We start from the raw sequence: 19,798 nt of genomic DNA, 5'->3' as shown, positions 1-19,798 counted from the left end.
TTAGGCTTGTTGTTGTGCTTGCGCAGCAACGGCTTGGCGATGAAGGATTGCAGAGAACTCTTCCATGAAGTTGCCATAGCTATTTTCTAGCTTCTCAACCTGATGGCTGAAGCGGTTGTATGCAATTACGGCTGGGATGGCAGCAAATAGGCCGATAGCAGTTGCAATTAGTGCTTCTGCAATACCGGGCGCTACCATCGCAAGGGTGGCTTGTTGCACTTCACCTAGTGCGATGAAGGCGTTCATGATCCCCCACACAGTACCGAATAGGCCAATGTAAGGACTGATTGAGCCTGCTGTTGCTAAAAAGGGTAAACGACTTTCTAATTCTTCAACTTGACGAGACATAGAAACGCGCATAGCACGGTATGTACCGTCGACGATACCGTTGGTAGCGGTGTTAGATTTGCGCAGACGAACAAACTCTTTAAAGCCTGAGCAAAAGATGCTGCCCATACCAGTAAGGTTAGTTCTAGCTGAAAGCTCTTGATAAAGACGGTTAAGGTCAGCGCCTGACCAGAACTTATCTTCAAACTGACGCATTTCGTTGCGTGCCGCCGACAAGGCCTTGCTGCGTTGGAAAATAAATGTCCACGAGGCTATCGACACGCTTAATAACAAGAGCATAACTAGTTGAACAATAAAACTCGCTTGTAAAAACAAGCCAATAAAAGTGAGATCAGATGACACGCGAAATTTCCCCTAACAAAGTACGTGGTAATCTTTTTGGCTTCATAACTGCCAAATCGACGCAGGCAACCTTGATATCTCCCGATACCAATGTAACGCCTTGTTCATTTTTAATAATTTGTTGAAACGTCATACTAGCGCCTTTCAATTCTACAACGCGAGTCTCAATACTCAACAGTTGATTAAACCGCGCAGGCGCATAGTTATGCATTTCAACGTGTTTGACGACGAAAGCGATGGATTGTTCCATCAGTGTATCTTGTTCAAAGCCTAGCTCGCGAAGCCACTCTGTACGGGCTCGCTCCATAAACTTTAGGTAATTCGCATAATAGACGATACCGCCTGCGTCGGTATCTTCGTAATACACTCTTACCTGATGTAAATGCATAACTATTCCTTTACCAAAAAAATTAATAATCCAAACTGAAGATAAACTAACTAATTAGCGCGATAAAGTGCAGAGCAAAACCTCTCTACAACCCCCACCAAAGCTAACATTTAATCAAAAGTAAACCAATATTAAACACCTAGTTAACACATTAGTTATTCTAATCCAAAACAACAATTTTACTCAATTGTAGTTTTTTCGGCACTCCCTATAATGCACAGCATCAGTCGTACAGAGCGTGATGGTGCTAAGCACGGTCATGCAAGAGTTATCCTCCTGTTAGACATGAGTTCCCTGGATTTATTTCCTTCAACACTTGTTGTTTTAGCCCGCTCACTGAGCGGGCTTTTTTTTGCCAAAAATTTAGCGCGTGTCTTTAATAGTTAAAGTTTACAACAGCGCAGTAATAACCAACTCATACGTTTAAAGCAGTACTTCCCTGCCTAGACGTTAATTCACGTGAATTCGATTGGGGACAGCCCCACCAAAAAAAGCCCAGCTTTCCAGCCAGGCCTTAAAAACGAATCTTTACTCTTTTACAATGTAGGCAGTAAATTATTCAGACGGAGCGAAGCCAAAATGAAGATAAGCGCGCTGCGACACAATACGGCCTCGAGGCGTGCGCTGTAAAAAGCCCTGCTGAATAAGAAACGGTTCAATTACATCTTCAATTGTTTCTTTCTCTTCACCAATGGCTGCTGCCAAATTGTCTAAGCCTACTGGCCCACCATCAAACTTTTCGATAATAGCAGTAAGCAATTTACGATCCATGTAATCGAAACCTTCTTTATCTACGTCCAGCATATCCAGTGCCTTCGCTGCCGTATCGGCCCCCACCGTACCGTCTGCTTTAATTTCTGCGTAGTCTCGAACACGGCGTAACAAACGATTAGCAATACGCGGCGTGCCACGCGAACGGCGAGCCACTTCTTGCGCACCTTCATCGTTCATGTCTAAATTCAGATAGCTCGCGCTCCTTGCCACAATGCTGGTGAGATCTTTTACGTTGTAAAACTCAAGGCGTTGAACAATACCGAAACGATCGCGTAATGGAGACGTTAGCGAGCCTGCGCGCGTGGTTGCGCCCACAAGAGTAAACGGAGGGAGATCCAGTTTAATAGAACGGGCTGCAGGCCCCTCGCCTATCATAATATCAAGCTGGTAGTCTTCCATGGCAGGATAGAGAATTTCTTCTACTACTGGGCTTAGGCGATGTATTTCATCGATGAACAATACATCGTTGCGCTCAAGGTTGGTAAGAAGTGCAGCCAAGTCCCCAGCTTTCTCAAGCACGGGGCCTGACGTGGTTTTAATATTCACGCCCATTTCGTTCGCCACGATATTTGCAAGCGTGGTTTTACCGAGCCCTGGCGGACCAAATATAAGTAGATGGTCTAGCGCATCGTCACGATTTCGCGCAGCTTGAATAAAAATTTCCATCTGCTCACATACGTGAGGCTGCCCCGTATAGTCTTCCAGCATTTTAGGGCGAATGGCGCGGTCGATGACCTCGTCTTCGGTACTGGCTTCAGGCGTAATCAGTCTGTCGGCTTCAATCATGATAGTTCTACTTTAAACGGTAACGTGAAGACAGGCAGACTAAGAACCGCTGTCTTCGTTGAGTGCCATTATATGGCCGCTTTTAATGATTCGCGAATAAGGGCTTCGCTTTCCATGCCCTCTTTGTATACGCTGTCGACTAGCTTGCTCGCTTGAGCAGGTTTATAGCCTAGTGCAATAAGCGCGCTTTGCGCTTCTTCCCGGGCGTCGTTTACAGCAACAATAGTGTTGGTGGATAACAAATCGCCACTTGGGGGAGGCACAGCTATACTCTGCGCTTTGCCAAACTTAGCCAATCTGTCTTTAAGTTCTACCACTAAGCGTTCTGCGGTTTTCTTACCTATACCCGGTAAGCTGACGAGCGCAGAAACATCTTCGTTTTGTACGCTTGCCAAAAACTGGCTTGCCGACATACCAGATAAAATAGCAAGGCCTAATTTCGGACCTACGCCATTAGCTTTGATCAATTCGCGGAAAAGCCCTCTTTCCATTTTATCAGCAAAACCAAACAGCAATTGGGCGTCTTCACGAACCACAAAGTGTGTGTACACCACGACTTCTTCACCCACCGCGGGAAGCTGGTAGAAACTGGTCATAGGCATGTGAATTTCGTAGCCAACACCGGCTACATCTACAAGAATTTCTGGAGGCTGTTTCTCAGCCAACGTACCGCGAATTCGTCCAATCATGAATTATCTCTGTAAAAGCGTGAGCTTTAGGCAGTTTTAGCGCAAACGACCACGAACGGTTTTTCGGGCTTGCCCTGCCATGTTTATCAGGCCCTGTTCGGTGTGTGCATGACACAAGGCAACGGCTAATGCATCGGCAGCATCGGCCTGTGGCGTGCCGCTTAAATTCAGCAGGTGTTTTACCATGTGCTGAACTTGCGTTTTATCTGCACCACCTTTACCAACTACCGACTGCTTAATTTGCCTTGCGCTGTATTCAGCAACAGGAAGTTGCGCTTGGGTGGCTGCCACAATGGCGGCGCCTCTGGCTTGACCAAGCTTCAGCGCTGAATCAGGGTTTTTCGCCATAAATACTTGCTCAATAGCAAACTGGTCGGGTTTATATTGACGAATAATATCGCCAACACCGGTAAAAATATTTGCAAGGCGAGAAGGCAAATCTGCCGTTCCAACGCGAATGCATCCGCTTGCTACATACACCAGTTTACCTTGCTTGCGTGCAATTAAACCGTAGCCTGTGATCCGAGAACCTGGATCTATACCCAGTATAACCATTAAGGCACACTCGGTACAAACAAAGATACCGCTTCTTTATTGGAGGGAGACCATAAGCGCGCGAGCGCTTCGTCTTTCGACACCCATTCGTACTGCAAGTGTTCTGTCAAAACAATGGGTAAATCGCTGCTTATTTGAAGGGAAAATACGTGTTCTGTGTTATGAACAGTGCCCGGAGGATAACGGTGTAACCAGCGGTTACGAATTTCATATTGGTTTTGTTTATCGTGATCGTTAATCACAAACCCGTGTGCTTTAGCATCGATGCCAATTTCTTCACACACTTCACGATACGCTGTTTCTAAGGGCAACTCCCCCTCTTCCAATGCGCCTGTTACCGACTGCCAGAAAGTGGGGTCATCTTGTCGTTGCAAAAGCAGCACTCGGTAGTGTTGGTCGTACAACACTACCAGTGCAGATTCAGGCTTCTTATACGCCATAAATTACGATTGCTTTTTCACCGTTGCAATAGCTAGCTCTTCAAGCTGCTGCGGATTTGCAGGGCTAGGCGCCGATGTTAATGGACATGCCGCTGTGGTCGTTTTAGGGAATGCCATCACGTCACGAATAGATGTTGCGCCAGTCATAAGCATTACTAGGCGATCTAGACCAAACGCAAGACCTGCATGCGGCGGCGCACCAAAGCGCAATGCGTCTAGCAAGAAGCCAAACTTGTTCTTCGCTTCTTCATCGTCAATGCCAAGAATGTTGAATACCGTAGACTGCATGTCTTCATTGTGAATACGTACAGAACCACCGCCTAATTCAACACCGTTCAATACCATATCGTAAGCGTCAGATAAGGCTTCAGCAGGGTTGGCTTTAAGCTCTTCTGGCGTTAAACCACGTGGCGCGGTAAACGGGTGGTGAATAGCGTGAAGCTGACCGTCAAACTCTTCGAACATTGGGAAATCAACAACCCAAAGTGGTTTCCAGTCGCCTTCAAGAAGCTCAAAGTCTTCACCAAGCTTAAGACGTAGTGCGCCCATTGCTTCGGTTACCACAGTGTAGCTGTCTGCACCAAACAATAGAATATCGCCACTTTGTGCGCCAGTGCGCTCTAGCATGGCGTTAGTGATGTCTTCAGTTAGGAATTTAAGAATTGGCGACTGTAGACCTTCAAGACCAGCACCGGCATCGTTAACTTTAACCCATGCTAGGCCTTTCGCGCCGTAAATACCTACAAATTTGGTGTAGTCATCAATTTGTTTACGCGAAAGTGACGCCCCACCTGGTACGCGAATAGCTGCTACTCGACCTTTAGGGTCGTTTGCCGGACCGCTGAATACTTTAAAGTCAACGTTAGCAAGCAAGTCTGCAACGTCGGTTAACTCTAGCGGGTTACGCAGGTCTGGCTTATCGCTACCAAAGCGCGTCATGGCTTCTTTATACGTCATGCGCGGGAAGTCGCCAAGGTCAACGTTTAGCATTTTGTTGAACAAGTCACGAATCATGCGCTCGGTAATAGACATTACGCCATCGGCATCTAAGAACGTGGTCTCAATATCGATTTGGGTAAATTCTGGCTGACGGTCGGCACGTAAGTCTTCGTCGCGAAAGCACTTAACGATTTGATAGTAACGGTCCATACCCGACATCATCAGAAGCTGTTTGAAAAGCTGTGGCGATTGCGGAAGTGCAAAGAACTCACCTTTGTGCGTGCGGCTTGGCACTAGGTAGTCACGTGCACCTTCTGGCGTTGCCTTAGTAAGAATAGGTGTTTCAATATCAAGGAAACCTTCTTCTTCTAGGAAGCGACGTACAGCACCGGTTACTTTTGCACGGAATTGTAAGCGCTGGCTCATTACAGGACGGCGAAGGTCTAGGTAACGGTAACGAAGGCGCTGTTCTTCTGAGTTTTCTTGGTTCCAGTCTAGTGGAAGCACGTCAGATTTGTTGATCACTTCAAGGCCTGTGCCTAGGATCTCAATCTCGCCAGTGCGCATGTCTTTGTTTACTTGACCTTCAGGGCGCGCGCGTACTTTACCCGTTAGCTTTACGCAGAATTCACTACGCAACGTGTTAGCTACAGATAGCACGTCTGGTAAATCTGGGTCGAACACCACTTGTACGATACCTTCGCGATCGCGTAAGTCGATGAAAATTACACCGCCTAAATCGCGACGCTTATTAACCCACCCGCAAAGGGTAACTTCTTGTCCAATGTATGATGAATCGATATTCCCACAGTAATCTGTGCGCATGGTCCTTGACCCCTGATGTTTTTCTCTTGCTTCGCATGCAGTGAATTGGCGTTCAAAACCGCTTATTTTTGGGCTTAAGACTTTGACAAAAACCGCGTAAACTTGCTGGCCAATTAGCTGGCCCGCCCACAACATGCATAATGTAATGATTTAAAGGCCGCATAGTATAAACAAATGCTTGATAAAGCCCAATGACAAATATGCACAAATCAGCCATATCACAAGGAAATCTCTATATTGGATTGCCAATGTGGCAACACAGCCATTGGCCAAGCACGTGGTTTGCTAATTATCCCAAGTCTGATAATGGATTGTCGCTGTATGCCAAGGAGTGTAATACGGTTGAAGGGAATACCACATTTTACTCTCTTCCCCACCAAGACGCTGTAGCGAGATGGTGCGATTCAGTACCCGACCACTTCAGATTTACTTTCAAGTTTCACCAGAACATTACTCATGTACATCAATTACAGCATTGTGATGAAGAGGTTGCCCAACAGCTTTCATTGTTAAGTCCGCTTAAAGAAAAGCTAGGAGTCATGATGCTGCAACTGCCCGCTTCTTTCGGGCCAGAAAAGCTGCCCGTTCTGGATACCTTTTTAGCGGCGTTACCCCAAGAATTAAACGTAGCAGTTGAAGTGCGCCACTTGGCATTTTTTGCAAAGGGGGATGAGGAAAAGGCGCTTAACCAACTTTTGATTCGCCACAGTGCGAATAGAATCATTATGGACACCCGAGCACTGTTTACTGGGTCTTTAGACGCAGGGGGAAACAATAGACGAGCGATGCTAGAGGAAGTACGAGAGAAAAAGCCCCGTGTACCGGTAAACGTTATCGCTACAGGACATACTCCCATTGTGCGCTTTGTCGGTAACGATGTAGACGATGACAACCGACGCTGTTTGTTACCTTGGGTGAAAAAAGTGAAGATTTGGCAAAGAGAAGGAAAAGACGTGTACTTTTTTTGTCACCGCCCCGACAATAAAGACGCTCCCTGGTTAGCTCAGCAGTTTATCGATTTATATAACAACGATGACCCATCACTAGTGCTAAAAAACCTGTCCATCAAAAGCCAGCCAGCGCAGAATTCTCTGTTTTGATGACAAGTAACTGACATTGCGCCGATTGATATTTCGTTTTTAATAGATAGCGTTTTTCTAATTCAACGGTAAACTACTGTCCTTATCTATTTTGGTACTACACCATTATTTACTGTGAAATAACCTCAATGAATCATGAATATGAGAAAGCGCGTATTGCTGCGCTTGAATCGTTAGATATTTTAGATACTTCCCCAAGCGAACAGCTTGACGAACTTACCAAAACCGTACAAGAAGAGTTTAATGCTAAAACTTGCTTGGTAAGCCTTGTAGCAGAAGATCGCCAATGGTTTAAGTCCCGCCAGTGTATGGATGCTACCGAAACACCGCGTAATATCTCGTTTTGCACCTACGCGATAGCCGAAGAAGAATACTTGATTGTTCCCGACGCTCAAGCCGATAAGCTATTTGCTAATAACCCGCTGGTTACTGGCAGCCCTTACATAAGAGGTTACGCAGGTGCTATCTTGCGCAACAAAGATGGCTATGAATTGGGTACGTTATGCCTTCTATTTGATGAACCTCGTGACTTTTTAGACGTTGAGATAGAAAGCTTAAAAAACCACGCCCGCACAGTTGAAGCTATTATTTTTTCAAAACACCTTCCAGCATAACCCCAGCGCTAGGCTTTGCGTATCGCAAAACAAAAACGCATCACTAAAAAGTGATGCGTTTAATAACTCTCTAAGCTCGACTGTGTCTATCTGAAATCAGCTGCGTCTAATTCATGCTTTTTCATAAGTTTATGCATGTCTGTACGGTTTCTACCTGCAAGCTCCGCCGCGCGCGTTACATTGCCGTCGGTCATTTTAAGAAGTTTGTGCAAGTATTGCTGTTCAAAGGCATCGCGCGCTTCTGTAAGCGTTGGCCAGCTTTGCTTAGTGGCTGACAAGGCTTGCTCTACTAAGTGAAGCGGGATAACCGGCGTTTGCGTTAACGCAACACACTGCTCAACCACGTTCACAAGCTGGCGTACGTTGCCAGGCCAAGACGAGGTTACTAGCTGTTGCATTGCGTCATCAGAAAATTGGCTTACATTTACACCATGACGCTGCGCACTTTGTTGTAGCAAAGATCGCGCAAGCAGCGGTATATCTTCACTACGCGATTTTAGCGACGGAAGTTTTAGGTTCACCACGTTTAGACGATAATATAAATCTTCACGGAAGGTGCCTTCTTCCATTTCTTTGTGCAAGTCTTTATGCGTTGCAGAAATGATACGCACATCGATGTCTACGTGCTTACTGCTACCTACTGGACGAATTTGACGCTCTTGTAGCGCGCGCAATAGCTTCACTTGAAGCGTCATTGGCATGTCGCCAATTTCATCTAAAAACAGCGTACCGCCGTCGGCTTCTCTAAACAGACCTGGGTGAGCAGCTACAGCGCCGGTAAACGCACCTTTAGCATGACCAAATAGCTCAGATTCAAGTAAATTTTCAGGCAATGCTCCACAGTTAATAGCTACAAATGGCTTATCACTGCGGTTGCTGGCTTTATGAATTGCATTAGCGAGTAACTCTTTACCGGTTCCACTTGCGCCGCTAATAAGTACAGATACTTCACGCTGCGCAATGCGGAAGGCTTGGTCTAGTACATTTAGCATTTCAGGAGAACGCGTAATGATGTCTTTCGCCCAATCTCCAGGCTGTGCAGCTTGAGACTGGCTAAGTGCTTTTTGCAGCAGCGCACGTAGCTCGTCGTGATCCACTGGTTTAGGTAGAAAACCAAATACGCCGCGCTGCGTGGCAGCAACTGCATCAGCAATGGTGCCGTGCGCCGTCATCAGAATTACAGGAATGTCTTTTCTAATCCCCATAATTTCTTCAAACAAGCTTAAGCCATCTAAACCCGGCATACGCAAGTCACTTAATACAACATCGTAGTTGTCGTTTTGAAGTTTTCTTAACGCTGATTGACCGTCTTCCACTGCGGTCACGTGGTAACCTTCGCCTTCCAAACGAATGGTTAGCAAGCGCAATAAGCTTTTATCATCATCAACCAACAATAAGTTAGGGTTACTATTCGCCTTTTCGCTCACTGTTGTGTACTCCTGTTTTTGTCCATCAGTGTTGCTTCAATCTGCAACAATTCTTCTAGTTTTTTGCGCAGGTTAACTGCTTCAATTTCAAGTGCTTTTACTTTCTCACCACGAGAAGTATTTTCCTGCTCTAATACCACCATGGCAGACTCAAGCTGCATAATCTGGTTGTTGTGCGACCCAGCAATAACGTTAATTACTTCCTGAGCTGTTGGTGTGAATTTATTAGCGATATCGTCTAAGGCCAATTGCGCGCGTAACCTGTCTTGATAAGGGGTATCAGTAGGTAGGGTTAGAATGTAGGCATGCAGCGTATCGAAAGCCGAGTCGCCCAATGCTTTTAATGCCTGCTTTCGCTCTAACCAAGGTTGATTAGCTGAAGAAATCCACGTGTTTAGCCAATACACAGCATCACAATTGTGCTCGAAGCCTTGGGGAGCCTCATCAAACAAACATAAATCGCGTTCTATTTTAGCTACAGGGGTAACCTTTTCGGGTTCTCCTGCGTTGTCGTTGTTTCTGGTTAAACTCTGACATCCTGTCAGCACCAGTAAGGCGACAATTAAACCACTTATTCTCATTTTATTTTTCCTGTTGCCCAATGGTCACTCTAAAGCAAACATCGGCATAGTCTACATCTACAACGCGTACATCACCATGCATCAGTCGAGCACAATCGGCAACAATTGATAACCCTAAACCCGTCCCAATAACATTGTCGTTTCTTGGCTCGGTTCCTCGGATAAAAGGTTCAAATAAAGTATGTACTGATTCAGGTGCAATGCGCTTTCCGCGGTTGGCAACATCTAGTACAAGATTATCGTTTTCGTTATAAAGGCTTATATTTATCGGTCTTCCAACAGCACCATGTGCTACTGCATTGGACACCAGATTATCAAGTATTCTTCTAAATAGCTCCTCGTCCACACGTACATCAGACGCTGTTATCTTTACCTCCACTTCTCTGTCTTGAATAGCAAGCGCGTAATCTTCTAAACATGCAGATACCAACTTACTCACATCACTTTGCACCATTTTCGGCTGAGCCTGTTGCAATAGCAGGTTGTAGTCGAGCAGCTTTTCCACCAGCGTGTTAAGTCGCTGGGTGCTGGCAGTAAGTAAAGAAAGCACTTCTCGTTGACCGTTATTCAACTCGCCCACCACGTTTTCAGACAGCAAGCTGCAGCCTTCTTTAATACTGGCAAGCGGTGTTTTGAGTTCGTGCGCCGCATGTCTCAACAGTGCGGTCCTAATATGCTCTAACTGCTGTAAACGATCATAAAGCCAGTGTAAGTCTTTCTCGACATCAATGAGTTCTTTTGGCGCTTGCCTTGAAAGCGGTGGAAGCTGACCATCGCTGTGCGCCATGATCCTAATAATCTTTTTTAAGTTATTAACGGGGTTAACAATCAGTTGGCTTCCCATCAAGATAAGTAATAACGACACACTCACAAGCATAGCGGTGGACCAAGCTTGCTTTGCTTGCATGGCATTCAGGTCGTCCTGTTGGACTTTAACCCGTTCAGTAATTGCGGATTCGACGTCGTCCCGCAGTTGGTCAACGCTATCGCCTACCGACGCAAGATAAGCATTAAGCAGCAGCTGATCTTCAATGGCGCGATATTCGGCTAACTGGTTTAACTGTTCTGAAAGTCGTGTGCAGGTAGAGGGTACAGAGAGAGCCTGACATAGATTGTCAGCAGCCACTGCAAACTGGTCGATAGCGTTGTCAGAAAGGGACGCCACTCTATCGTTTCTTAGCACGGCAAATTGTCGAATGCTGCGCTCTACATCAACGACAGCGTTGTCGAGTCTTTGCATGTCGCTAACAACATCGACCACGAACCGAGTTTCGAGGGTGGTCATTTGACCTACTTTGGCTAAGTCGCTTTGACTTTGCCAAAGTAGCGCAATGAGAGGGATAAGGGCCAGTACAAAACTACCTAACGTCAACTGCCTTAGTGAACCAAGTTGTACCAAGCGTTCACCAAACGAAACCTTGTTTATCAGAACCTTACCCTCTTCAATATATTATTTTATCTACTCACTTGCTGTGAGCTTTTCATTGCCTGGCGTTAACTTACTTTTTGCCAACTCGGCTTCAGAAAGTTTGCCATCTTCGTTGTCATCAATCAGCCCAAAGTTACGCAGTAAACCTGTATGTCGAACTGCTTCTTTAAGTGATATCAAACCGTCTTTGTCTGTGTCTAATTCCTGCATCAACGAGCGCGCCGGACTTGCGTACGCGTCCGCTACTGAAATGGCTTGTACTGCAGCAACAGCACAAAGTGCTAAGAAAACTTTTTCGAGACGTTTCATCATGAATCCTCCGCTAAACGCTTTTAAAATCCTTCTCAATCCACTTTATTAACAGACCGCTCAATTAAAGCGCGGCGCGAATAAAGCTCATGGATACTACCACTAGTCTTCAATTAACCACTATCATAATTGCATACAATCTGCCTATGCGATTTTCAGACCAAAACTTAAAATATCAATAAAAACAGAGGTTTAACCAAATTTACATACCAAGCCAATTGCTACACACAAGTGGTATGTAGCAAAAAAGAAACACCACTTTGAAACACTGCGCGTCAAAGCGGTTCTATTGTTACCATATGCTTAAACAGAGAAACTGCTGTCGCTGTAATGGTAGGGAGAATGGATTAGTTCAGCCAAGGGAATAGGTTTACTAAACATAAAACCTTGCACATTGTCACAACCGTGCGCCCTGAGATAATTCCACTGTTCGAGGTTTTCAATTCCTTCAGCACAGACCGAAAGAGAAAGTCGTTTTGCCAAATCGATAATCGCCCCTGTTACCAGTCGACTTCGCTCTGAAGTCTGAATCTCCATAACAAATTGTCTGTCGACTTTTAGAGTATCGATATTGATTTGAGTGAGGTAACTCAAAGAAGAGTATCCTGTACCAAAATCGTCTAGCGCTATGGCACATCCCATGTTTCCTATCCGCCTGAAGAACTTATTTGAAAGGGTAAAGTTTTCAAGGTATGCACTTTCAGTCACTTCAAATTCAATGTTTTCTGGGTTGATGTCGTAAAGCTTGAAAGTGTTGTAAATGTAGTCGAATAACTGTGAACTACGTAAGTCGTGACCAGACAAGTTAATAGAGGCTCTAAAAGGCGACGTAGCCCATTGTTTTAAGTCTGGCATATCGATGCAAACTCGTTTTATTACCCACTGAGTAATTGCGGTTATCTTGCCGCCCTGTTCTGCAATGGGAATAAACTCGTTCGGCATAACCAATCCAAATTCAGGGTGTTGCCAACGAATAAGCGCTTCTACGCCTATGACGTTTCCTTCGTTATTAACTTTAACCTGATAATAAACAACAAACTCATCATTTATTAGGCCTTGTTCAATGCCGTTAGCCAAGTGCAGTTTACGCTTATGCGATTCAACCATGTCAGGGGTGAACAGTGTATAACTGCCACGCCCTCTCGCCTTTGAGCGGTACATCGCCAAATCTGCGTTGCTCATAAGCTCACTAAGGTCGTAGCCTGCATCAGAGGCAGTCGCAATACCCACACTTAACCCAACCGTAAGCGATAAACCTCTAAGTTCGAAAGGTTCATCAAACGCTGTAATGAGTCGCGTTGCCAAACTTTGTGCTTGGTCGGTCGACACGTCTCTATCTGGTAGTACCAAAAACTCGTCTCCGCCCAAGCGCGCAAACAAGTCGCCATCGCGCAATAAACATTGAACTCTGTCAGCAACCTCGATGAGTATAAGGTCTCCGGTCTCGTGCCCCAACGAATCGTTAATTCCTTTGAACCCATCTAAATCAAAAAACAGAAGTAACAAATCTTCATCGTTTCGTTTAGCTCTGGCTAGCTCAAGCCTTAGGTTATCTAGCACAAACTGTCGATTAGGCAGGCCGGTTAAACTGTCGAAGTTTGCAAGACGAGACATGGTCTCTTGTTGATCAACTAACGTTTGTTTTTGTTCAAAGTTGATAAGTAATTCAACTTCAATGGTATCTAGTAAGCTATTAATATTATTCGATAATTGTCCAATTTCGTTAGATGTATCAAGCGAACTGCGCAGCGCATAGTCTTTTGACTCAAAAACCTCTTGCGTAAACTGCTTTAGCGACCCAATAGGAGAAATTAAACGATAGAGAATGAAGACACAAATGCCAGTACACAACAGCCAAACTGCCAATACGATAGGAATTTGCTTGATGAGCTGGCGAGCTGAACCTTCTGTTATAGTATCTTCTATGTCTACATAAATAACGACATGACCAAGAGGATATAAGCTACTGCCAACAATTTGGTGAGCGGTGATAATATTATCGTACTGCGTAACGCCAAACGGAATTTTTGCAGGGTCTATGGGAACAGATTTACCGGAAAGCTGGTTTAAGGATTCAGGTTGAATAGTGGATATAACTTGGTAATCATTGTCGTATAGCGTGGCTGAGAGTAGATTATCGTGCTCTTTCATAGGCTGAAAAAGAGAGGAGAACAAAGCACTATCTCCCGGACTACGCTCCATTACCACCGATAACTGAAGTGACAGGGCATTGCTCATCGTGGCGGTATTTTCTTTTACCACATCCACAACGGAAGCGTTGTGTTCTAACTTATTAATGATTACCACAGAGAGTGCCAGCACAGACATCGCCAATGCAATGACAAGCCCAATTGGAGTTTTCAACGTTCTTAACACTCAACTAACCCTTACTTCAGTACTGCAAGCTGTTGTAAGCAAGTGATGCCGAAGGCCCTAAAACAGCACTGTCACCGCCAAGCTTTTATTATTATTTGCGTTCAATAGTAAGGTACAGGTCGGAAAATTTGAATCCATTTTTTCAGCTAATATGAAAAACGCCTGCTTGTTTTTGCAATAGCTACATTCTTTCAGCCACTTCAAGTTTAGTTTTAATGTATTGGCTATGAGGCACATACAGCAAGTCTGCTATTTGGCGAATCGTACTCTCTTCAAGTGGAGCAAGAGATTCATCAGCGTATGCAATAGCCCAAAGGCTTTTGATCACATCCCTCCTCTCTTCCGCGCTACAATGCTTGTTCAGCACCTGTGTAAAACGCACCAGGTCGATTGAGTCATCTGCGGTTTCATGACCTCGTTCAAGCAGTAGCGACATAGCGTCTTCTTCTACCTTTACATGCTTCCTGAGCTGTTTCTCATATTCACTTCTTTCACTTTCCGTCACCTCATTATCTGCATTAACGATTTCACTAAGTAATGCCGCTGTTGCAAGTTCAACGGTATACGTCGGTTCCGTTTTCTTTTGTGTGTCTTCAAATAGTTTAAGAAATGATTTAAGCATGGGGCCTCTACTTCTTTGTGTCACCGCAGATACGTCTACGACAATGAGATTTGAGTATCGATAAAACTTTTACTCGATAGAAGCTAAATTCGATTAGTTGCTTGATTAGTTAGACAGAGTTGCGGCAATGACTGAGTAAATATGTAATGTCAATTTGAATATTGTATTCTGCGTTGAACTTTAGGGAGAAAAGACCGAAATAATTATTAATGATTGAAAGACTTACTTGAATTGATTATATCTTGGTATCAAGTAAACAAATGACTTTACTGCCGCCTTTTTCAAACCACACGCGTTCACATAAGGCGTTAAGTAAAGGAAGTCCTCGCCCATAACTTTCATCTTGAACAGAGTGACCTCTACTTAAACTGCTCGCTCTATTCCATTCGAAGCCCTCACCACTATCTTCAACCGAAATCAGCACTTTACCTTTAAGCGGCAGAGACTCTACCCTGATATTAATTCTTCCATGACTTAGCGCCTTAAGTGAAGCTTCGCGGTTTTCATAATACTGATGAAACCCAGAACTATCTGCCTTTAGCTTCGAGTCTAGCTTTAAAATTCCATGTTCCAACGCATTATTAAATAGCTCAGACAATACGGTATAAATTATCGAACGAACGGCTTGAATTCCTTCACATTGCCCCGCGAGTTGCAGCACACGCTGGAGAATGTCCGGCTGCTTTAAGTGCTCGGCGTCAAGCGCCACTTCGTGGACCGACGGCAACCCCAAGTCCATTTTTTGCGATACAGGAATTTTAATGGGTTGCGAATTAAAAATGACTAAGGTTACGTCATCGTGAAATGAAGATGAGGCACAGTGCGCTTTAGCTTCGAGAAACAATGCGTTAGATTCTATTTTGCCGAAGGTCTGCATTTGCTCCTTTACTATTCTCACCAAGCCCTCTTCAAGAAGCATTTCACCGTCTTCATTGGTACTCTCAATGAGTCCGTCACTGCAAATAACTAACTGCTCATTAACTCCGAGTTGAATGGTGTCACAATCGGTATTGAGTTCATGTTCATCTAGGATCCCAAGTGCCATGTGGCGCGAGGGAATACAGCGAAGTGCCAGATCTGTTTTAGCAGGAACAATCACGGCTGGCATGCCGCCCTGCCATAAATTAATTCTATTACCTCCAGCGTTTATCTCACCCACTACCGCAGCCATAAACATATCGCTGGGTAAAAACTTAATTAGGATTCGATTTAGCTCTGAAATAATCTCAGCAATAGAGACCCCTTGCTGGCTTAATTCTTGGAATGCACGCATTACTGGTAGCGCACCAATTGCCGACGCTAGACCATGGCCGGTGAAATCTCCCACTACAAAATAGATACCTCCACTTGGACTAGACTCGCAGAGAAACAGATCGCCATTGAAGGTCTCTGCCGGTCTAAGAAAACAGTCGAAATGTGCCATAACCTCGGGTCGATTAACGATAGCATGACTGAATATATGCTCTACGATCGCATGCTCTCTCGCCACCCGTTGGTTAAATAAGCGAAGGGTTTTGTTTTGCTGTTCTACATATTCGCTTAATGCGCGTATTTTTAAGTGAGCGCGAATCTTCGCGATAAGAATATGACGGTCAAACGGTTTGGTAGCGAAATCATTTCCCCCAACTTCAAGACACCTCACCAAACTTTCTTTGTCTTCTAACGCGGTAATAAATAAAATAGGGAGATACGGCCCTTTAGCCAATTGCCGTATTTTAGGTGCAACATCAAAGCCACTCAGCCCAGGCATCACGACATCCAATAAGACCAAGTCAGGCTTTTCGCTCGTAAACTGCTTAATAGCTTCAACGCCGTCCACCGCTTCGATACACTCTTTATACCCTGCGTTATAAAGCATGTTAGTCAGCAATGTACGATTGATAGCCTCGTCATCAACAATGAGGATCTTCACGTATATCTCTTCGATAAAATCTTAATTTAACTACTTGTTCTATTTACTTAATTTCGAACTTTTTATCGAATCGAGATATTTTCAGGATTTTAGCGACCTGAGGGCGGGCATTTTCGATACTGTAGGTTAACTCCCTCTCGGCGAGTGACTTTTGCATGTTTAACAGCATGCCTAGAGCAGAGCTATCCATATATTCAGTACGCGATAAATCTATTGTGATATGTGAGACATCGGCATTTAGTTCGCCGTAGGCATTTCTGAAGTCTTCAACCTTGCTAAAGTCAAACTTAGTGCCTACATCTACCACCAGTACTTTCCCTTGATTTTGATAGCTTGACGTTATTTCCATATTCGCTCCTTAAAAATGTACGCAGAAATGCTTCATCACATGCTTTTAACTTTGCTATTCTTATACTAGTTGAACTTTTAAACATCGCCATGAAAGTCATCTTAAACTTTCGTATGGAAACGCTTTTTTTATCGCCATTTAGATGGAAAGACGCAATTTATTGAGGTATTTATGCAAGATTGGCAAGACGCACTTTTGGTCTATAGTACTGAGAGCGGCAAAATAAAGCCTGAGCAAAAAGAACAGCCCCGGTCGGTATCCTCCGACGGCATTGTTCGTATTCACAGAGAAACCAAGGGTCGCAAAGGAAAAGGAGTTTCTCTGATTAAAGGGTTAGACCTTGCAGCTGATGAGTTGAAAAAACTAGGCTCAGAGCTAAAGAAAAAATGTGGTTGCGGCGGCGCAGTGAAAGACGGTGTCATTGAAGTACAAACCGATGACAGGGAAAAACTCCGCGCACTGCTTACCGATAAAGGGTACAAAGTTAAGCTTGCTGGGGGCTAATGAAACGCTAGTTATCTAGTACGCTCTCACTTTTTCATAAACATATAACAAAAAGAGTCTGAAATGGAAAAGCTGTCAATTTCTGATTTACATATTATTTTAGTTGAGCCTTCTGACACACAAAGGAAGATCATTACCACTTTGTTGTTGAAAGAGCACGTTAAGGAAATTGACCCTGTCAGTACCCTTTCCGAAGCTCGTTCTGCAGTAAAAGCTCACGGTGCTGACTTAATTGTAAGCGCAATGTATTACGAAGATGGTACAGCATTAGAGCTACTAAAATTCATCAAAGAAGACGATGAGTTTAAAACAATTCCTTTTATGCTGGTTTCAAGCGAAAACCGTCTGAGCAAGCTGGAAGAGTTTAAACAGGCTGGTGTGGCGGCAATTCTTCCTAAGCCATTTGAGCCGCTTCATTTGTCTCGCGCATTGAATGCAAGCTTAGACTTAATAAATCATGACGAACTCGAGCTAGAGTTGTTTGACGTTCACGACGTACGTGTACTTCTTGTCGATGACAGCAAACTAGCACGAAATCATATCAGACGAGTGTTAGAGGGTATGGGCTTGCAGCGTATCAAAGAAGCTGAAAACGGCGCCATGGCGTTAACGCTGATAAAAGACGAGCCTTTTGATTTAGTAGTTACCGATTACAACATGCCTGAAATGGACGGCAGGGAGCTATCGGAGTTTATTCGCTTCAATCCTGAAACCACGCATATACCAATTATTATGGTAACGTCAGAGTCGGCTGACAGTGCACATATGGCCAATATTCAGCAAACTGGCGTGAACGCTTTGTGTGACAAACCTTTTGAGCCTAATGAAGTAAGACAGATGCTGTCGGCGTTATTGGGTAACTAATTGACTGGATGCGCTGACCAAAAAGTAATGGTGATCTTGCCTTGCAGGATCACCATGCTCGGAAGCGCTTGCTTCGACTCTCAACCCATTAGACTGTGTTAATACCGAAAATTGTTCTTTTAACGTAAAAACAACCTTCTTTCACCTACTCTTCGCTTCTTATCGAAAACCCACACGCGCATTTTTAGCACTTTTTCAAGCCCTTCATATCAAAAATGACTATCCAATTTGTAAAAATGGGTTGACACACTGGGGTGTTCAACATACATTCGAGTGTATGAAACAGAACATAATGCACGTAGCACTTTTCTTTTTTGCGTTTACATCCTTTCACTAGGGAGGCGCGGCTACATGCATGAAAACCTCCCAACTGGGAGGTTTTTTTTTAGCAGAATTTTCTTATTCGATACTTACGGGAATGATATGTCAGACAATGCATTAGATACTGTTAGAGAGCGTATTACCGCTCTGGACAGTGAATTACTTACTCTACTCTCAGAGCGCAGAAAGTTAACCAACGAAGTGGCTGAGACGAAAATAAAGCATCACATTCCGGTGAGAGATCAAAAGCGTGAAGAGCAGCTATTAGTACGACTAATTAAAGAAGGCCAAAACATTGGTCTAGACCCTCATTACGTGACACAAATTTTCCACGTCATTATTGAAGACTCTGTTTTAAACCAGCAGGCTATGCTTGCTGAGCGCGCAAACCCTGGCAGTACGTTGCCGTTAAACCGAGTGGCATTCTTGGGCGACAAGGGTTCTTACTCTTATCTGGCAACCCAAAAGTACTTCTCTCGTCGCCCCGGTGAATTGCTGGAAATTGGCTGTCAGAGCTTTGCTGAAATTATTCACAAAGTGGAAAGCACAGAAGCCGATTACGCGGTATTGCCTATTGAGAACACAACGTCTGGTAGTATCAATGAAGTGTATGACCAGCTCCAACACACCCAGCTCAGTATTATCGGTGAACTCACCCACCCTATCCGCCATACCTTGTTAGTTGGCACCAATACCAGTATCGATAAAATCAAAACGCTTTACGCTCACCCTCAAGTGTTCACTCAGTGTAGCCATTTCCTAGCAGAACTGGGGAACGTAGAAGTGAAAACCATGGACAGCACCTCGTCGGCCATGTTGACAGTTAGTGAGCTCAAACGTGATGACGTAGCAGCTATAGGCAGCGAAGCGGGTGGTAACTTGTACGGCCTAATGGCAATAAAGAGTAACTTGGCAAACCAAAAAGAAAACCATAGCCGCTTTATCGTTGTTGCGCGCAATCCAGTAGTGGTTCCACTTCAAGTGCCGGCTAAAACAACCCTTGTAATGTCTACCGTTCAAAAGCCAGGTGCACTTGTTGAGGCCCTTTTAGTGCTTCGAGAAAACAGCATTAATATGACAAAGCTTGAGTCGCGCCCTATTCCAGGTAACCCGTGGGAAGAAATGTTTTACATTGACGTAGAAGGCAATGTTGAAGACGGCCCTGTGCAAAATGCCCTTGATGCGTTGCGCAGTATTACGCGCTACATCAAAGTATTGGGATGCTACCCAAGTGAAGAGATTAGCCCGACCAAAGTGGCTGCGGCGAGCGCGCTGGCTGATTAAGCCAGCCCGCGACTCATTAT

The 19,798-nt window shown here is 44.6% G+C and carries 20 protein-coding genes; 5 read left to right on the top strand and 15 right to left on the bottom strand.

The genetic code is table 11. The annotated features are described in order from the left end of the window. From tolQ to aspS, 7 genes are all read right to left on the bottom strand, one after another. On the bottom strand, positions 1-690 hold the full coding sequence (gene tolQ / locus BGK61_RS08275) for a protein TolQ (protein WP_014948866.1): 690 nt from the start codon (positions 688-690) through the stop codon (positions 1-3). After that, on the bottom strand, positions 680-1,078 hold the full coding sequence (ybgC, locus tag BGK61_RS08270; protein ID WP_014948865.1) for a tol-pal system-associated acyl-CoA thioesterase: 399 nt from the start codon (positions 1,076-1,078) through the stop codon (positions 680-682). The genes tolQ and ybgC overlap by 11 nt, the downstream gene beginning before the upstream one ends. Before the next feature lie 555 nt (positions 1,079-1,633). Further along, positions 1,634-2,638 (bottom strand): Holliday junction branch migration DNA helicase RuvB, encoded by a 1,005-nt coding sequence (ruvB, locus tag BGK61_RS08265; protein ID WP_014976035.1) that lies wholly within the window; start codon positions 2,636-2,638, stop codon positions 1,634-1,636. A gap of 68 nt (positions 2,639-2,706) precedes the next feature. Then, the gene (gene ruvA / locus BGK61_RS08260) at positions 2,707-3,327 is read right to left on the bottom strand and encodes a Holliday junction branch migration protein RuvA (protein WP_014948863.1); all 621 of its coding nucleotides are present in this window, start codon (positions 3,325-3,327) and stop codon (positions 2,707-2,709) included. Between the two features lie 36 nt (positions 3,328-3,363). Beyond that, on the bottom strand, positions 3,364-3,882 hold the full coding sequence (gene ruvC, locus BGK61_RS08255; RefSeq protein WP_014997834.1) for a crossover junction endodeoxyribonuclease RuvC: 519 nt from the start codon (positions 3,880-3,882) through the stop codon (positions 3,364-3,366). Beyond that, complete coding sequence (gene nudB, locus BGK61_RS08250; RefSeq protein WP_014997833.1) at positions 3,882-4,322, bottom strand: dihydroneopterin triphosphate diphosphatase; 441 nt, start codon at positions 4,320-4,322, stop codon at positions 3,882-3,884. The genes ruvC and nudB overlap by 1 nt, the downstream gene beginning before the upstream one ends. A 3-nt stretch (positions 4,323-4,325) precedes the next feature. Further along, positions 4,326-6,086, bottom strand: coding sequence for an aspartate--tRNA ligase (gene aspS, locus BGK61_RS08245; protein ID WP_014997832.1), 1,761 nt, complete (start codon positions 6,084-6,086; stop codon positions 4,326-4,328). Between the two features lie 200 nt (positions 6,087-6,286). On the opposite strand from aspS, the gene BGK61_RS08240 reads away from it, so the two are divergent. Together BGK61_RS08240 and BGK61_RS08235 are read left to right on the top strand one after the other, a co-directional pair. After that, positions 6,287-7,186 carry a DUF72 domain-containing protein gene (locus BGK61_RS08240; RefSeq protein ID WP_240498945.1) on the top strand — a complete coding sequence of 300 codons (900 nt, stop codon included), beginning with the start codon at positions 6,287-6,289 and terminating at the stop codon, positions 7,184-7,186. A 128-nt stretch (positions 7,187-7,314) separates the two neighbouring features. Continuing rightward, on the top strand, positions 7,315-7,800 hold the full coding sequence (locus tag BGK61_RS08235; RefSeq protein ID WP_076012755.1) for a GAF domain-containing protein: 486 nt from the start codon (positions 7,315-7,317) through the stop codon (positions 7,798-7,800). 86 nt (positions 7,801-7,886) lie between these two features. Here the strand turns inward: BGK61_RS08235 and BGK61_RS08230 are convergent, their stop codons facing one another. The 8 genes from BGK61_RS08230 to BGK61_RS08195 all read right to left on the bottom strand — a co-directional run bounded on the left by BGK61_RS08230 (position 7,887) and on the right by BGK61_RS08195 (position 16,805). Further along, positions 7,887-9,227, bottom strand: coding sequence for a sigma 54-interacting transcriptional regulator (locus BGK61_RS08230; protein WP_014997829.1), 1,341 nt, complete (start codon positions 9,225-9,227; stop codon positions 7,887-7,889). After that, positions 9,224-9,808 (bottom strand): hypothetical protein, encoded by a 585-nt coding sequence (locus BGK61_RS08225; RefSeq protein ID WP_014997828.1) that lies wholly within the window; start codon positions 9,806-9,808, stop codon positions 9,224-9,226. The genes BGK61_RS08230 and BGK61_RS08225 overlap by 4 nt, the downstream gene beginning before the upstream one ends. Position 9,809: 1 nt before the next feature. After that, positions 9,810-11,207: a sensor histidine kinase gene (locus BGK61_RS08220; RefSeq protein ID WP_014997827.1), complete on the bottom strand. Its 1,398-nt coding sequence runs from the start codon at positions 11,205-11,207 to the stop codon at positions 9,810-9,812. A 60-nt stretch (positions 11,208-11,267) separates the two neighbouring features. Next, a complete protein-coding gene (locus tag BGK61_RS08215) occupies positions 11,268-11,549 on the bottom strand; it encodes an EF-hand domain-containing protein (protein ID WP_223866688.1) in 282 nt (93 codons plus the stop codon). 300 nt (positions 11,550-11,849) lie between these two features. Next, positions 11,850-13,922: a putative bifunctional diguanylate cyclase/phosphodiesterase gene (locus BGK61_RS08210; protein WP_076011781.1), complete on the bottom strand. Its 2,073-nt coding sequence runs from the start codon at positions 13,920-13,922 to the stop codon at positions 11,850-11,852. 181 nt (positions 13,923-14,103) lie between these two features. Next, on the bottom strand, positions 14,104-14,544 hold the full coding sequence (locus BGK61_RS08205; RefSeq protein ID WP_014997825.1) for a tellurite resistance TerB family protein: 441 nt from the start codon (positions 14,542-14,544) through the stop codon (positions 14,104-14,106). A gap of 235 nt (positions 14,545-14,779) precedes the next feature. Continuing rightward, complete coding sequence (locus BGK61_RS08200) at positions 14,780-16,456, bottom strand: ATP-binding SpoIIE family protein phosphatase (protein WP_076011782.1); 1,677 nt, start codon at positions 16,454-16,456, stop codon at positions 14,780-14,782. A 43-nt stretch (positions 16,457-16,499) separates the two neighbouring features. After that, positions 16,500-16,805: an STAS domain-containing protein gene (locus BGK61_RS08195; protein WP_014997823.1), complete on the bottom strand. Its 306-nt coding sequence runs from the start codon at positions 16,803-16,805 to the stop codon at positions 16,500-16,502. Between the two features lie 171 nt (positions 16,806-16,976). Between BGK61_RS08195 and yciH the strand changes: the two genes are divergently transcribed. The 3 genes from yciH (at position 16,977) to pheA (ending at position 19,778) form a co-directional block, all read left to right on the top strand. Continuing rightward, positions 16,977-17,309, top strand: coding sequence for a stress response translation initiation inhibitor YciH (gene yciH, locus BGK61_RS08190; RefSeq protein WP_014997822.1), 333 nt, complete (start codon positions 16,977-16,979; stop codon positions 17,307-17,309). Between the two features lie 63 nt (positions 17,310-17,372). Continuing rightward, positions 17,373-18,173, top strand: a complete 801-nt coding sequence (locus tag BGK61_RS08185) for a response regulator (protein WP_014997821.1) — start codon at positions 17,373-17,375, stop codon at positions 18,171-18,173. Positions 18,174-18,524: 351 nt separating this feature from the next. After that, positions 18,525-19,778 (top strand): prephenate dehydratase, encoded by a 1,254-nt coding sequence (gene pheA, locus BGK61_RS08180; RefSeq protein WP_014997820.1) that lies wholly within the window; start codon positions 18,525-18,527, stop codon positions 19,776-19,778. Positions 19,779-19,798 lie beyond the last annotated feature (20 nt).

The organism is Alteromonas abrolhosensis (genome assembly GCF_001953635.1).
GTDB lineage: Bacteria > Pseudomonadota > Gammaproteobacteria > Enterobacterales > Alteromonadaceae > Alteromonas > Alteromonas abrolhosensis.
This window is presented reverse-complemented; position numbering and strand designations above follow the sequence as displayed.

Bases quoted from the DNA above. Each gene is read 5' to 3' on its own strand.
- BGK61_RS08205 (WP_014997825.1), bottom strand. From the start codon at position 14,544: ATGCTTAAATCATTTCTTAAACTATTTGAAGACACACAAAAGAAAACG.
- BGK61_RS08235 (WP_076012755.1), top strand. From the start codon at position 7,315: ATGAATCATGAATATGAGAAAGCGCGTATTGCTGCGCTTGAATCGTTA.
- BGK61_RS08215 (WP_223866688.1), bottom strand. From the start codon at position 11,549: ATGATGAAACGTCTCGAAAAAGTTTTCTTAGCACTTTGTGCTGTTGCT.
- aspS (WP_014997832.1), bottom strand. From the start codon at position 6,086: ATGCGCACAGATTACTGTGGGAATATCGATTCATCATACATTGGACAA.
- ruvB (WP_014976035.1), bottom strand. From the start codon at position 2,638: ATGATTGAAGCCGACAGACTGATTACGCCTGAAGCCAGTACCGAAGAC.
- BGK61_RS08185 (WP_014997821.1), top strand. From the start codon at position 17,373: ATGGAAAAGCTGTCAATTTCTGATTTACATATTATTTTAGTTGAGCCT.
- pheA (WP_014997820.1), top strand. From the start codon at position 18,525: ATGCATGAAAACCTCCCAACTGGGAGGTTTTTTTTTAGCAGAATTTTC.
- ybgC (WP_014948865.1), bottom strand. From the start codon at position 1,078: ATGCATTTACATCAGGTAAGAGTGTATTACGAAGATACCGACGCAGGC.
- yciH (WP_014997822.1), top strand. From the start codon at position 16,977: ATGCAAGATTGGCAAGACGCACTTTTGGTCTATAGTACTGAGAGCGGC.
- BGK61_RS08240 (WP_240498945.1), top strand. From the start codon at position 6,287: ATGCACAAATCAGCCATATCACAAGGAAATCTCTATATTGGATTGCCA.
- BGK61_RS08225 (WP_014997828.1), bottom strand. From the start codon at position 9,808: ATGAGAATAAGTGGTTTAATTGTCGCCTTACTGGTGCTGACAGGATGT.
- nudB (WP_014997833.1), bottom strand. From the start codon at position 4,322: ATGGCGTATAAGAAGCCTGAATCTGCACTGGTAGTGTTGTACGACCAA.
- BGK61_RS08195 (WP_014997823.1), bottom strand. From the start codon at position 16,805: ATGGAAATAACGTCAAGCTATCAAAATCAAGGGAAAGTACTGGTGGTA.
- ruvA (WP_014948863.1), bottom strand. From the start codon at position 3,327: ATGATTGGACGAATTCGCGGTACGTTGGCTGAGAAACAGCCTCCAGAA.
- ruvC (WP_014997834.1), bottom strand. From the start codon at position 3,882: ATGGTTATACTGGGTATAGATCCAGGTTCTCGGATCACAGGCTACGGT.